The sequence below is a fragment of the Aquimarina rhodophyticola genome, assembly GCF_042434915.1.
GTDB lineage: Bacteria > Bacteroidota > Bacteroidia > Flavobacteriales > Flavobacteriaceae > Aquimarina.
The window spans coordinates 1,269,602-1,282,544 of record NZ_CP170198.1 but is presented as its reverse complement, the minus strand read 5'-3'; the positions used below and the strand labels follow the sequence as shown (position 1 = coordinate 1,282,544).

The following is a 12,943-nucleotide window of genomic DNA, read 5'->3' as shown; positions in this document are numbered from 1 at the left end:
TAAGGAAATTTTGGAGTATTTTAATCCCGATTGTAAAAATCGGGATTTTTTATGCTTAAAATTCAGTATCTTCATCCAAATGAATCAAACAAAAGAGATTATAATTATTGGTGGCGGACTGGCAGGGTTGACCGCTGCGATTCATTTAGCTTCGCATAAATTTAAAGTAGTGCTTATCGAGAAAAATGAATATCCAACTCATAAAGTGTGTGGAGAATATATTTCTAATGAAATACTACCTTACTGGAGATCATTAGGAATTACAATTGATAATTTAAAACCTACTACTTTAAAGACCATAGAAATTACAACTCAAAAAGGAAAACGTTTACAAAGCAAACTACCTTTAGGTGGGTTTGGCGTAAGTAGATATTACCTAGATCAGCATTTGTATATTTTGGCTAAAACTAAGGGAATACATGTTTTACAAGATCAAGTAGTTAATGTTTTATATCACCAGAATAAATTTTCGGTAGAGACTAAAGATAATGGTACAGTACTATCAAATTTTGTTATCGGTGCATTTGGTAAACGTTCTGGATTGGATAAAACACTCCAACGTTCCTTTATGTTGAATTCTTCACCATGGCTTGCTGTAAAAGCGCATTATGCTGGTAAGTTTCCTGAGGATTTGGTGGCTTTACACAATTTTGAAGGTGGCTATTGTGGTATTTCGAAAGTAGAGGATAACACAATTAATGTTTGTTATTTGGCACATTACGATAGTTTTAAAAAGTATAAAAACATCAATGATTTTCAAAATAAGGTTTTATGTGCTAATCCTCATCTCAATAATTTTTTTTTACAAGCAACCTGTCTATTTGATAAACCGTTATCCATAAGTCAAATTAATTTTGAGCGAAAAAGCCTTATTCATAACCATATGTTTATGCTAGGGGATGCAGCAGGTATGATTCATCCATTGTGCGGTAACGGTATGGCTATGGCAATACAAAGCGCTCAATTGTTGTGTCAAACGCTTATAGAAAATACAACTTATAACACCTTTGATAGAAGTGCTATTGAATCGTCCTACAAAAGAGCATGGAAAAAACAATTTTCAAATCGGTTGGCTATGGGATCGCTTTTGCAATCGGTAGTGTTAAATCCTTATTTACAGAGATTAGGATACTACCTGGGTAATTCATTTCCTTCGACACTCACCAAAATAATTAAACAAACACATGGTAAACCTATTGAATGCTAGTAAATACAACACATAGAAGTACTCAGGAAGAAATTATGGACTCTTTTGATCTTCAGGGTCCCGAATTAAGAAAAACCTTAAAAGATCTAGCAATTATTAATAGTTGGTTAGGAGGTATTAGTATAACGGTTGATGGTGTGTTAGCATTACTTAAAGAAAAACCAAAACAAAAACGTTATACAATTATTGATATGGGTTGTGGAGATGGCCACATTTTGCGCGCATTAGCCATTTTAGGTAAAAAAAAGGGATATGTTTTTGATCTTATCGGAATTGATGGTAATGCACATACTATTGACTTTGCAAAATCATCCTCTTTAAAATATCCAGAAATCAAATTTTATACACAAGATTTTTTAGCTAAATTTGATAGCCAAGATCAGGATTGTGATATAGTAATTTGTACATTAACGCTTCATCACTTTAAGAAAAACGAACTTATCGAGTTGGTTAATAAATTTATCAATCGCTCTAGAATTGGTTTGGTTATAAATGATTTACACCGTAGCCGTATTGCATATTATTTGTTTAAAATTCTATGTTTGTTTGTAATCAAAAACCCTATTGCCCAAAAGGACGGCGCTATTTCGATATTAAGAGGATTTAAAAGGGAAGATTTGAAAACCTATGCTGCCAAAACAAATCAAGTCACCCATAAGATAAAGTGGTGTTGGGCGTTTAGATATCAATGGATTCTTATAAAAGGATAAAAGATTTTAAAATACTAATTACATTAATTATAGAATAATTTGAGTGTAAAAATAACAAACGTAACCACCGCGTTACCTCCATACCAAAGAACAACAGATCAAATTCTACCTTTTGTATCGCAATGGTTAGATGGTCAAGAATCAAGGTTTAAGCGTAAAGCCATTAAAATTTTTGAGAATGCAGCTGTCGATAAACGATATGGCATTATGAGTATTGAAGATGTGTTTACAGCTACCTCATTTGAACAAAAGAATCAGGTGTATACCAGAGAAGTTAAAAAGTTAGGTATCGATGTACTTCAAAAAGCATTAAAAAAGCAACAGTGGGCTCCAGAATCCTTGGATTATATTATAACGGTAAGTTGTACTGGGATTATGATACCCTCACTAGACGCGTATCTTATTAATGCGTTAGGCTTACGACAGGATATCATTCGTTTACCAGTTACAGAGATGGGGTGTGTAGCTGGAGTTTCGGGTATTATATACGCAAATAATTTTTTGAAATCTAATCCAGGGAAACGTGCTGCAGTCATTGCAGTCGAGGCTCCTACCGCTACTTTTCAGCATCAAGATTATAGCATGACTAATATAGTAAGTGCCGCTATATTTGGAGATGGAGCTGCCTGTACATTATTATCGTCAGAGTTAGATGCTACTGGACCTAAAATTCTTGGCGGTGCCATGTATCATTTCTATGATGATACGCAGATGATGGGTTTTGAGCTTACAAATAATGGATTACAAATGGTTTTGGATAAAGCTGTACCCGAAAAAATCGCATCGCATTTTCCTGCTATCATTACTCCTTTTCTTGAAGATTATGCCAAAAATATTATGGATGTTGATCATTTAATTTTTCATCCTGGAGGGAAAAAAATTGTACAAACAGTCGAAGAGCTTTTTGGTGAATTAGGAAAAAATATTGATGATACCAAAGAGGTCTTACGAGCGTATGGTAATATGAGTAGTGCTACAGTATTGTATGTATTAGAACGTTTTATGAAAGTGCCCAAAAGGTCTGGAGAATTAGGACTTATGCTTAGTTTTGGCCCTGGGTTTACCGCACAGCGGGTCTTATTAGAATGGTAAATCATGTAAATCAAACAATGCTCTTATATGTATAAAGATTTTAAAGAAAAAAATGAATGGGCCTTAATTTTAGGAGGAAGCTCGGGTATCGGTCTTGCTACGGCTCATAAACTCGCACAACATGGCATGCATATCATTTGTATCTACCGCAATCGAAAAAGTGAGTTGGAAGCCATAGAAAAAGAATTTGAAAGTATTCGAAAGTATGGAGTACAATGTTTGGGAATCAACACAGATCTTTTGGATACTGATAAAAGAATTAAGGCGATATTAGAAATTCAAAAAACTATAAGAACTAACAGGATTAAGACACTGATACACAGTGTTGCCAAAGGCAATCTTAAACCGATGGTTGATGGGAAGTATGAACTTAAAAACGATGATTTTAAGTTGACCATACACGCTATGGGAATTAGTCTATATGATTGGGTAAAAGCTATTTTTGAAGCAAAACTTTTCGCATCAGATACGAGAGTTCTATCTTTTACGAGTGAAGGTAATACCAAAGCTTGGAGACAGTATGCAGCAGTTTCTGCTGCAAAAGTTACACTCGAAGCCATAACGCGTAGTATTGCGTTTGAATTTGCTCCCTATGGTATAAAAGCGAATTGTTTACAGCCAGGTGCTGTTGATACCGCATCATTACGCATGATACCAGGATCTGAAACATTAATTAAACATAGTATTGCTCGTAATCCTTATAATAGACTTACTACTCCAGAAGATGTAGCAAATGTTGTTTATTTATTGTGTAAAGATGAAGCAGCTTGGATTAATGGTTGCACTATTCCTGTAAATGGCGGAGAACATTTGCAGTAACTAAAAATTTATTATGTCAAACGCTAATATTTTAATTAAAAAATTACCTTATAGCAGACCATTCTTATTTGTCGATGCTATTACAGAGATTAACGATACAGGCATAATTGGAAATTATACATTTAGAAAAGATGAATTCTTTTATAAAGGTCATTTTAAAGATAATCCAGTAACTCCTGGAGTTATTTTAACCGAGTGTATGGCTCAAATTGGATTGGTGGCGTACGGAATAACATTGTTACCAGATACAGTTGATACCGATACTTTACAGATCGCTTTTACATCTAGCCAGATGAATTTTTATAGACCAGTATATCCAGCAGATACTGTTTGGGTTAAAAGTACTAAACAATATTTCCGTTTCGGAAAACTACAGTGCGAAGTTGCAATGTACAATGCTAATGACACATTAATTGCAAAAGGAGTGCTTGCTGGTATGTTTAAAGTAAATAATACAGATGAATAGACGTGTAGTAATAACCGGATTAGGTGTCGTAGCTCCCAACGGAGTGACGATAGATAATTTTATGAACGCAATTAAAAAGGGAATTAGTGGAGTGCAAAAAATAGAGCAGTTAACAGATTTGAAATTCTCTTGTCAAGTAGCTGGTTTACCGATATATAAGAATGATTATCTAACTAATTACTTCACTAGTATTGAGCTACGTGGATTATTAGCTAGCGGATTAGAATATGGAGTTATTGCGGGTTTAGATGCTTGGCAAGATGCAGGTTTGCCGCTGACAAAATCAATAGAACCGCTATGGAATACTGGGGTGATATTTGGTACAGGAATTTTGGGTACCGAAAAGTTTAGAGAAGCTATCTATAAAGTTGATGACGGTAAGGTTCGCAAACTAGGAAGCACCACAGTTACTCAAACCATGGCAAGTGGTATCAGTGCTTTTTTGGGTGGTAAATTAGGATGTGGTAATCGGGTCACAACTAATTCGTCTGCTTGTACTACAGGAACCGAAGCAGTTTTAATGGCGTTTGAGCATATTCAAAATAACAAAGCCGATGTAATGCTGGCTGGCAGTACAAGTGATAGCGGACCCTATGTTTGGGGTGGATTTGATGCGATGAGAATTTTACCCTATCAATACAATGATACTCCAATTGAGGCATCTAGGCCTATGAGTGTTGATGCTGCTGGTTTTGTCCCTGGGAGTGGTGCGGGTGCATTGGTGGTCGAGAGTCTAGATCATGCGTTAGCGCGAGGCGCCACTATTTATGCCGAAATACTTGGCGGAGCTATCAATAGTGGAGGACAGCGGCAGGGTGGGAGTATGACGGCTCCTAATAGTACAGCAGTGCGACGATGTATTAAAGAGGCTATGGCAAACGCTTCAATCACCTCTGATCAAATAGATGCTATCAATGGACATCTTACAGCAACCGTTAAGGATCCAGAAGAGATTAAAAATTGGAGTGAAGCATTAGAGCGAACTGATAAAAATTTTCCGCTAATTAATTCGCTTAAAAGTATGACTGGTCACTGTCTGGCTGCTTCAGGTAGTATAGAATGCGTGGCGACGGTGCTACAATTAAGAGAAAATTTCGTTTTCGGAAACATCAACTGTTTACAGCCACATCCAGAAATTCTAAACTATGTAGATACTTCAAGAATTCCAAAAGAAACCCTTTATCAAGAATCACAAATTATTGCAAAAGCCAGCTTTGGTTTTGGTGATGTCAATGCTTGTATTATCTTTAAAAACTATAACGACCACTAACTAATTAATAGCATCCATGGAAAAGGAAATGTTACTTTCAAAATTAAAAGCCATTGTTACTCCTTATGTGCAGAATACAAAAGGATTAGAACAACTTAATGAAGATACTAATTTTATCAAAGATCTCGAGATTAATTCTGCCAACCTTGTAGATGTTGCTTTGGATGTTGAAGACGAATTTGATATTGAAATAGATAATGATTCTATGGAAAAAATGCTAACTGTACAAGCCTCTATAGATGTAATTGAATCAAAACTGGCTGCTAAGTGATTGGCAACGATTTGGTTGATTTAACTACAGCCAAAAAAGAAAGTAATTGGCAACGAGCTGGTTGGTTAGATAAATTATTTTCACCTAGGGAGCAACTTCGTATTTTTGAAGCAATATGTCCAGAAGTTGAAGTTTGGAAACGTTGGAGTAGAAAAGAGGCGGCTTACAAAGCACATCAACGTCTACACAACCATGCTCCCGTATTTAATCCAATACGTATGGACACTAGTGATCCCAAGTGGGTTGCGATCGGTACGACTCAATATGATGTGATAACCACCCAAAATAACAATTTAATTCATAGTACTGCTACTAGATTTGATAAAGTAGAAAAAATTGCATACACCATCCTTAACTATTCTAATACTACTGATAAAACAATTCTTTTGAACGTGCTTGCCAAAACGTTTAATTTGGAGACTTCCCGACTTTCTATTGTTAAAAATGAATATCAAATTCCGCAGCTTTTAGACCACTCTTCACAAAAAAGAATACCTATCAGCATCAGTCATCATGGATCTTATATTGCATGTGCATGGCTACTTGATTACAAGAAGCGTAAAAAATAATATCAAGATTTATTGGAAGAGTATTGTCGGATCGTTAAAACTTTACAAAACTGCTTCTTAAAGTCTATTAAATTATAAAATTCAAGGTTTCTATTTTCTTACATTTAAATAAAAAGAAGCGTATTACGATACATAATAAGGTATGTAGTATGTATCACCAATGTACAAGAAAAAGAAAACTATGAAAACACTAGAAGAAACTGAACAAAACACAGCAACTAAATTTGAAATCCTTCCGATACTAAGTGAACGTCATAGTCCACGAGTATTTGCCGACACGCCTGTATCTGAAGTCGAATTGCGAAGTCTCTTTGAAGCAGGACGTTGGGCACCAAGCTGTTATAATTGGCAACCATGGCGTACGATATGGGGCATTAAAGGAAGCGATACTTACAATCGAATTTTTAATTGTCTAGACGATTTTAATCAGTCATGGGCAGGAAATGCTCCCGTACTTTTGATTAACGCGTATAAGAAAACAACACCCGAAGGGAAAGAAAACTTTCATGCTTTACATGATTTAGGACTTTACATGGGTAACATGTGTGCACAAGCACAACATTTGGGACTTGCTGTACACCAAATGGCTGGACTTAAGTATCAAGAAGCAAAAAAAGAATTTAAATTTCCCGATGCTTATCATGTAGCAACTGCGGTCGCTATTGGATATTATGGTGGTAATCCAGATGATCTTCCCGAAGATTTGAGGAAAATGGAAAAGCAATCAGAAAGAACACGTAATATGCAACGTGAGTTTACATTTAACGGAGATTTTATGGAAGAGCAGGGGTTAGATTCATCGAATCAAGAAACGTTGAACACTGAGCAATAGTAGAATAGTATTAATTAAAAATAATCACAATGAAAATAGGCGTAATCGGAAGTGGAAATATAGGAGGAAATTTGGGAAAACATTGGGCAAAAGCAGGACATGAGGTATTGTTTAGTTCTAGACACCCTGAGCAGTTAGATAGTTTGGTAAAAGAAGCAGGAACTAACGCGCAAGCGATGAGTGTTGAAAAAGCTTTTGAAGCTAATGCAGACGCTTATGTATTAGCTATGCCTTTTAAAGCTATCGATCAGTTATCTGAGCTGTATGCGGGAGAATATGGTACTAAAGTTATTATTGATGCTACCAATCCGTATCCCGAACGTGATGGAGCGATGGCACAAAAGGTGAGGGAATCCAATCGCAATGCTTCTGAATATACAGCAATGAAATTTAATACTGCCAAAACAGCAAAAGCATTTAATACAATTAAGGCAGAACATTTAAAGGATCGTGCATTTAGAAATTCAGAAAAACTTGCAGTCCCATATGCAGCACAAGATCAAGAAAGTAAAGACGTTGCGCGAACTCTTATCGAAGATATTGGTTTTGATGCTGTTTATGTAGGGGATCTTGATAAAACTAATATTATGGATCCGGAACAAAAAATTTATGGAAAATCTATGGAACGTCAGGAATTAGAAGCTCTTATAAATTCATAAGAATGTAGGAATTATTACCAGAACTTTTTGTTTTGTCTTAATTAGACAAATAGGTAAAAATATTATTTTACTATAAAATATAAAAAAGGTATCAGATGTTGTAGGATCAAACATGCATCTAAAATTAAATCTTTCTAGATTGATAGCAAATGATAAAAGTAATGGGGTAAGGTGTGTAAACAACCAATAGAGAACATCACAAGTTTAATCAAATTGTAAAAAAAGCACACTACCATATTATTTTTGTGTCAAATATAATACACACGCCAGTTCTGCTATGGTGTTTTACAAAACGCCTATCATAAAATTATATGATAGGCGTTTTAAATAGTATAAGATTTGACTCAACTAATCTTCGATAAAATTTTCGTCTTTTGTAGTTCTAGTAGTAGAAGGTTCTTTGCCAACAGGTTCTTTTTCTATACCTGCAGAGTCTACATCAAAAAATGTAAGAATCTCTGTCGCCGTATTAATCTGTTGAGCGCGATCACCTTTTACAGCAATAGGATCTTTAATCACCTGCGGTGTTTTTGCAATGATTTTGAGCCAATCATGAGGTTCAAGATTTGCATTTTCAATTTCTTGGCTAATATCTGGATGTTGTTTATCTATTAATTGATCGATAGACTTACCTACCAATGCTGCCAAATCAGCCCAATGTGTTCCCGTTGGATTTTGCTTTGTTATGTCCACCAAATTGATAGGCATGTCTGATCCCTTTACATATCCAGCTGTTTGTTTGCCTGTACTAGATGCAGATGAGTAATAAAGAGTCAATTGTCGTTCATTCTTTGCTATTGTTGCCATGCTCATACACAAAATTTTTAATGAGTGTTCATCTTTTCTTTTCGTTTTGACAGTTGTCTCTGTAAATCATTTACAGTTTCGGCCAATGCAGCTTCAAAATTCTTGGAATTTGATTCTGCAAATAAGCGAGGCCCTGGAGCACTTAGACGAATACTACAGATCATTCCTGTTTCATCAGAAGAAGTATTTTCGGTTTTAAAAAACACGTCTCCGCGAATAATAAAATCATATTTATTTTCAAGTTTATCAAGTTTTTCTTGTGCTAACTGTTCGAGACGTTTGCTCGCTGTCACGTCGTGGTACTCAAAATTTAATTTCATAGTTTACTTTAAGAATTAATATTATTTGTTTTCTAGTTTTTCTCGATTGATACGCAACGGAAAATCAGCTTCTCCGCGATATAGTTTAAGTTCTTGAATATCGGCAGGCATGTAATAACCAGCCTCCTCAAGTGCTTCTTTAACATTACGCACCACATTACCTTTGGTTATAAGTGCCATACGTCTAAAATCCTTAGTATCAACCCAAAAAAACACCTTCAGGTTGACAGTACTAGTGGCTAGTTCATCGATGATTACAAAATTTTCATGCTCTGCATCTTCAATGACATTAGGTTCTTCTCGTAAGGCTTCTAACACGGTTTTTTTGGCACCTTCGATATTGTCTTCATACGCGATTCCAATCATAAAATCCCATCTATAAAAACCATCCTCGGTATAGTTGGTAACGGGTTTGGTTAGTACATCACTATTAGGAATGTATACATCTTTTCCGTCAAAAGTTTTTAATTTGGTATAACGAAACTCAAGAGCTTTTACTTTTCCAAAATTAGATCCAATCTCGACCGTATCATTTACATCAAACGGTCTGTTAAAGGCTAAAATAATTCCTGAGATAAAATTTTCACCAATATCCTTAAAAGCAAAGCCTAACACCACTGCACTGGCACCTGCTGCTGTAAGAACACCAGTTGCTATAGCGCCTAATCCTGCGGCGCGTAAGGCTAACATAATCATTATGACAATGAGCGAATATTTAATAGCTTGTCCCAAAAATCGACTCATTAAAGGATCATGTGTACGGTTAGAAATGCGATTGGTTGCAAATCTACCTATCCATGAGCCTAATACTACACCAATAATTATAATCAAAACACCTATACCAATACCTGGCAATTGTATGATTAGATCATTATAAAAATTGATTAAGGCATCTGATAAGGTTTTGGTGGTTTCGTCCATATGTAATTTTTTTAAATTTAAAGGAATAGTCGATCAATATCAGTTAACCATTTCCTAAAGTTCTAATAAGAATGTTATAATTGCAATTATTTGATAATTTCTTTGTGATTGGTAGGTAGAAGTATCGATGCAATTACACCTCCACCTAAAGCGACTGCAATAAAAAGTAAAGAGATCCATTCTTGAAAATGAATATAGTGAGATACCAGCATTTTGATGCCAACAAAAGCGAGAATAGCAACCAAACTATAATGAATGTACCTAAACTTTTCGAGCATTCGAGAAATTAAAAAGTACATCGATCGCAAACCGAGAATTGCTAAGATATTTGAACTAAAGACAATAAATGGATCTGCTGTTATAGAAAGTATGGCAGGAATACTATCAAGAGCAAATAAGATATCGGTAAACTCAATGACAATCAACGCCATAAAAAGGGGAGTGGCGATACGTTTACCCATACGATAAACAAAAAACTTATTGCCATGTATTACATTCACTACCGGTAGTACTTTACGCAGTTGTTTATAAACAAACATGTTACGTGGGTTGAACTGCGTATCCTCAGATTTGTACATTTTATATGCTGTATATAAAAGAAATACACCGAAGACATAAATGATCCATTCAAATTTATTGATAAGAGCTACTCCAAAAACAATCATAAGAGCTCTAAAAACAATAGCTCCTAAAATTCCCCAAAATAAAACACGATGTTGATATAGTGGCGGAATACTGAAAGCACTAAAAATAACCGCAATCACAAAAACGTTATCAATACTCAGGGATAGTTCAATCAAATAGCCTGTGAGATAGCGAATAACAGCATCTTGCGGAGTTAATTGTGTGGGATTCTCTAACATTTCTGAAGTAAACAGCCAATAGATAACTCCAGAAAAAGCTAAAGCAATAGATACCCAAATGGAAGTCCATATGGCAGCTTCTTTAGACTTAATAATATGCGCTTTGCGGTTAAAAACTCCCAGATCCAGAGCCAAAAATAATAAGATAATAACGATAAATCCACCCCAAATAATCATATGTATATTTTGAAGCTAAGATCGAATATTTATAAAGTTTGAGGCGAGCTCTTAATTATATTTTAACGCTTAAGAGCTGATAAATTATTGTTAAATAAAAAGAAGTGCTATCTCTCGGTATACTCATAAAATTATTGTCCATTATACAATTAAAAGTTAAATAAATAATGGGTAATAGGTTGTTATACAGTTTTTAACAAAGTGCGTTAAGGTATGTATAAAGTTGATCGTTAAAAGGTAGAGAAACTATAATTTTGAATAAAACATTAAAACATTTCACACATGACACAACATACAGGGCTTAAAGTAGAAGAAGGAAGTATACACACAAAAATAAAATTTAGACGCTTATCGGCTCAAGATTTTGAGAACAACATTTACCAAACTACATCTACAAAATTACCAAGAGCTTATAGTGTTCATTTATAATAATAGTAATATGGAAAACTCTAAAGAAAGAACGCACGCAGATTTTCAAGATAGGTACCGAAGATCTTCTAATTTTGGTTACCGTGCTAAAGGAAAAAAATTCGAAATTCTTAAAAATGGAGAGTTAAGTTTGGAGCAGGAAGGTAAGGATAAGGAAGTAGATGCATAAAGGACTTGTATCAAGCAAAAGTATCTAAGAAGAAAAGTTAATCTTTTTCTTCTGTGATTCTATTTTACATAATATAAATTATAGTACAAATATATAATAATTTCTGTATAGCCGTTTTTCAGGCTATTTACACATAATATCAGATATAACGTCTTTAGACTTATATCGTCAGATAATATGTTAAAAGAAATTATGGCTAATTAACTTGTAAGTTTATTTGTAAGCTATAATTCTATATTATGTAAAATATCCCAGAAGCTGTATTTATCATTTATGATATTCAGTACTTGGGTCATTAAAATTTGAAATACTCGATTCTCGTGGATTTGGAATTTTAGATTTATAAGGAAAGTCATTTGTAGCTATAATTTGCCATTATGTAAAATTGCCGCTACCAAACGCTCGATTGCTTTTATAAAATCAAATTGCTTATTGCAATTTATTTATAACACAATTATCAATCGCTTGCCAACGCCAAAAAAAGCTAACCTTTTAGAATCATTTAAAATTCGCGTATTTGATAATAATCCTGCGAAATTTTTTTCTACGACATTCTCGTAAAGGTTTCCGCAAGAGTATAAAATTACTCTGCGAGATAATTTCTATACACTTGCTCAAATTCTGCAATTATTCAACATTTTTAAATATTGCATATCTTTTTGTCTTGATACAAAAAGAAACAAAAAAATCAAGGCTGCACAAACCCTTGGAAACAATGTACGGCTCAATCGCTATATTTTAGAAAACATTGGAACTGGTTAAGATTGCTATGAACTCGCTTTAAACCTTGTTATTATTAAGACTATGTATTACTAAACCTCTAAAATATACACGCTCATTCGCCTATTGTTTTAACCAAAGTTTTCTGAGGCCGTTTTGCCATCGCTTCATCTGGGTAAAAACGCACTAATTCTATTTTACATAATATTATGAAACTAAGATTTTAGTTTGTTAATCATATTTCGAAATGAATACTTGTTCAATTGTGGTATTGTATTACTAGAAACTTTAATCTCCCAATTGGATAAACTTGGCATTAATTTCACATTATTGTCTATAAAAAAATCATTTTCTGACTGCATTAAATCTGTCGATGGAATTAAATAAAATCCTCTAGGTTCATTATTTATAACCAATACTAAAACGACAAATAAATCGTCTTTAAGTTCACCTAAAGCCTCTTTAGATATTTTGATACTTCTTTGTGTAGAATCCAAATTCATTGGCTGTAGGTACAATTGGAAATCTCCAATTAAAAAATCAGTTCCTTCCCTCCCATCAGGTTTTGTTATCAATTCTAAATCAAAATTTTTGAGCTCTGCTTTAATAAAAATCTCTATCTTGTTTTTCTCTTTCATATTA

The 12,943-nt window shown here is 34.3% G+C and carries 17 protein-coding genes; 12 read left to right on the top strand and 5 right to left on the bottom strand.

From position 1 onward, the window contains the following. The first annotated feature begins 79 nt into the window (after positions 1–79). The 10 genes from ACE939_RS05685 (at position 80) to ACE939_RS05640 (ending at position 7,895) form a co-directional block, all read left to right on the top strand. Positions 80–1,207 (top strand): NAD(P)/FAD-dependent oxidoreductase, encoded by a 1,128-nt coding sequence (locus ACE939_RS05685; protein WP_378187885.1) that lies wholly within the window; start codon positions 80–82, stop codon positions 1,205–1,207. Then, the gene (locus tag ACE939_RS05680) at positions 1,201–1,917 is read left to right on the top strand and encodes a methyltransferase domain-containing protein (protein ID WP_378187884.1); all 717 of its coding nucleotides are present in this window, start codon (positions 1,201–1,203) and stop codon (positions 1,915–1,917) included. The genes ACE939_RS05685 and ACE939_RS05680 overlap by 7 nt, the downstream gene beginning before the upstream one ends. Positions 1,918–1,956: 39 nt before the next feature. Then, positions 1,957–3,009, top strand: a complete 1,053-nt coding sequence (locus ACE939_RS05675) for a type III polyketide synthase (protein ID WP_378187883.1) — start codon at positions 1,957–1,959, stop codon at positions 3,007–3,009. Positions 3,010–3,036: 27 nt separating this feature from the next. Continuing rightward, a complete protein-coding gene (locus tag ACE939_RS05670) occupies positions 3,037–3,828 on the top strand; it encodes an SDR family oxidoreductase (RefSeq protein ID WP_378187882.1) in 792 nt (263 codons plus the stop codon). A 13-nt stretch (positions 3,829–3,841) separates the two neighbouring features. Then, entirely contained in the window at positions 3,842–4,294 is a 453-nt protein-coding gene (locus tag ACE939_RS05665) for a 3-hydroxyacyl-ACP dehydratase FabZ family protein (protein ID WP_378187880.1), read from the top strand. Next, on the top strand, positions 4,287–5,564 hold the full coding sequence (locus ACE939_RS05660; RefSeq protein WP_378187879.1) for a beta-ketoacyl-[acyl-carrier-protein] synthase family protein: 1,278 nt from the start codon (positions 4,287–4,289) through the stop codon (positions 5,562–5,564). The genes ACE939_RS05665 and ACE939_RS05660 overlap by 8 nt, the downstream gene beginning before the upstream one ends. A 16-nt stretch (positions 5,565–5,580) precedes the next feature. Further along, positions 5,581–5,835 carry an acyl carrier protein gene (locus ACE939_RS05655; protein WP_378187878.1) on the top strand — a complete coding sequence of 85 codons (255 nt, stop codon included), beginning with the start codon at positions 5,581–5,583 and terminating at the stop codon, positions 5,833–5,835. Continuing rightward, positions 5,832–6,404 (top strand): 4'-phosphopantetheinyl transferase superfamily protein, encoded by a 573-nt coding sequence (locus ACE939_RS05650; protein WP_378187877.1) that lies wholly within the window; start codon positions 5,832–5,834, stop codon positions 6,402–6,404. Before ACE939_RS05655 ends, ACE939_RS05650 begins: the two co-directional genes overlap by 4 nt. 181 nt (positions 6,405–6,585) lie before the next feature. After that, the gene (locus ACE939_RS05645; protein WP_378187876.1) at positions 6,586–7,236 is read left to right on the top strand and encodes a nitroreductase family protein; all 651 of its coding nucleotides are present in this window, start codon (positions 6,586–6,588) and stop codon (positions 7,234–7,236) included. Positions 7,237–7,265: 29 nt separating this feature from the next. Then, positions 7,266–7,895: an NADPH-dependent F420 reductase gene (locus tag ACE939_RS05640; protein ID WP_378187875.1), complete on the top strand. Its 630-nt coding sequence runs from the start codon at positions 7,266–7,268 to the stop codon at positions 7,893–7,895. Positions 7,896–8,243: 348 nt separating this feature from the next. Here the strand turns inward: ACE939_RS05640 and ACE939_RS05635 are convergent, their stop codons facing one another. The 4 genes from ACE939_RS05635 to ACE939_RS05620 form a co-directional block, all read right to left on the bottom strand. Further along, positions 8,244–8,708, bottom strand: coding sequence for an arsenate reductase family protein (locus ACE939_RS05635; RefSeq protein ID WP_378187872.1), 465 nt, complete (start codon positions 8,706–8,708; stop codon positions 8,244–8,246). 11 nt (positions 8,709–8,719) lie between these two features. Next, positions 8,720–9,022: a ribosome hibernation-promoting factor, HPF/YfiA family gene (gene hpf, locus ACE939_RS05630; protein WP_148782246.1), complete on the bottom strand. Its 303-nt coding sequence runs from the start codon at positions 9,020–9,022 to the stop codon at positions 8,720–8,722. A 21-nt stretch (positions 9,023–9,043) separates the two neighbouring features. Beyond that, entirely contained in the window at positions 9,044–9,943 is a 900-nt protein-coding gene (locus ACE939_RS05625) for a mechanosensitive ion channel family protein (protein ID WP_378187871.1), read from the bottom strand. A gap of 86 nt (positions 9,944–10,029) precedes the next feature. Beyond that, a complete protein-coding gene (locus ACE939_RS05620; protein ID WP_378187870.1) occupies positions 10,030–10,983 on the bottom strand; it encodes a TerC family protein in 954 nt (317 codons plus the stop codon). Positions 10,984–11,265: 282 nt separating this feature from the next. Between ACE939_RS05620 and ACE939_RS05615 the strand changes: the two genes are divergently transcribed. Together ACE939_RS05615 and ACE939_RS05610 are read left to right on the top strand one after the other, a co-directional pair. Beyond that, on the top strand, positions 11,266–11,412 hold the full coding sequence (locus ACE939_RS05615; RefSeq protein WP_378187869.1) for a hypothetical protein: 147 nt from the start codon (positions 11,266–11,268) through the stop codon (positions 11,410–11,412). 10 nt (positions 11,413–11,422) lie between these two features. Beyond that, positions 11,423–11,581 (top strand): hypothetical protein, encoded by a 159-nt coding sequence (locus ACE939_RS05610; protein ID WP_378187867.1) that lies wholly within the window; start codon positions 11,423–11,425, stop codon positions 11,579–11,581. 935 nt (positions 11,582–12,516) lie between these two features. Here the strand turns inward: ACE939_RS05610 and ACE939_RS05605 are convergent. Beyond that, positions 12,517–12,939 carry a hypothetical protein gene (locus ACE939_RS05605; RefSeq protein WP_378187865.1) on the bottom strand — a complete coding sequence of 141 codons (423 nt, stop codon included), beginning with the start codon at positions 12,937–12,939 and terminating at the stop codon, positions 12,517–12,519. Between the last annotated feature and the right edge of the window lie 4 nt (positions 12,940–12,943).

Bases quoted from the DNA above. Each gene is read 5' to 3' on its own strand.
- ACE939_RS05685 (WP_378187885.1), top strand. From the start codon at position 80: ATGAATCAAACAAAAGAGATTATAATTATTGGTGGCGGACTGGCAGGG.
- ACE939_RS05610 (WP_378187867.1), top strand. From the start codon at position 11,423: ATGGAAAACTCTAAAGAAAGAACGCACGCAGATTTTCAAGATAGGTAC.
- ACE939_RS05670 (WP_378187882.1), top strand. From the start codon at position 3,037: ATGTATAAAGATTTTAAAGAAAAAAATGAATGGGCCTTAATTTTAGGA.
- ACE939_RS05615 (WP_378187869.1), top strand. From the start codon at position 11,266: ATGACACAACATACAGGGCTTAAAGTAGAAGAAGGAAGTATACACACA.
- ACE939_RS05640 (WP_378187875.1), top strand. From the start codon at position 7,266: ATGAAAATAGGCGTAATCGGAAGTGGAAATATAGGAGGAAATTTGGGA.
- ACE939_RS05620 (WP_378187870.1), bottom strand. From the start codon at position 10,983: ATGATTATTTGGGGTGGATTTATCGTTATTATCTTATTATTTTTGGCT.
- ACE939_RS05665 (WP_378187880.1), top strand. From the start codon at position 3,842: ATGTCAAACGCTAATATTTTAATTAAAAAATTACCTTATAGCAGACCA.
- ACE939_RS05605 (WP_378187865.1), bottom strand. From the start codon at position 12,939: ATGAAAGAGAAAAACAAGATAGAGATTTTTATTAAAGCAGAGCTCAAA.
- hpf (WP_148782246.1), bottom strand. From the start codon at position 9,022: ATGAAATTAAATTTTGAGTACCACGACGTGACAGCGAGCAAACGTCTC.
- ACE939_RS05660 (WP_378187879.1), top strand. From the start codon at position 4,287: ATGAATAGACGTGTAGTAATAACCGGATTAGGTGTCGTAGCTCCCAAC.
- ACE939_RS05655 (WP_378187878.1), top strand. From the start codon at position 5,581: ATGGAAAAGGAAATGTTACTTTCAAAATTAAAAGCCATTGTTACTCCT.
- ACE939_RS05645 (WP_378187876.1), top strand. From the start codon at position 6,586: ATGAAAACACTAGAAGAAACTGAACAAAACACAGCAACTAAATTTGAA.
- ACE939_RS05635 (WP_378187872.1), bottom strand. From the start codon at position 8,708: ATGAGCATGGCAACAATAGCAAAGAATGAACGACAATTGACTCTTTAT.
- ACE939_RS05625 (WP_378187871.1), bottom strand. From the start codon at position 9,943: ATGGACGAAACCACCAAAACCTTATCAGATGCCTTAATCAATTTTTAT.
- ACE939_RS05680 (WP_378187884.1), top strand. From the start codon at position 1,201: ATGCTAGTAAATACAACACATAGAAGTACTCAGGAAGAAATTATGGAC.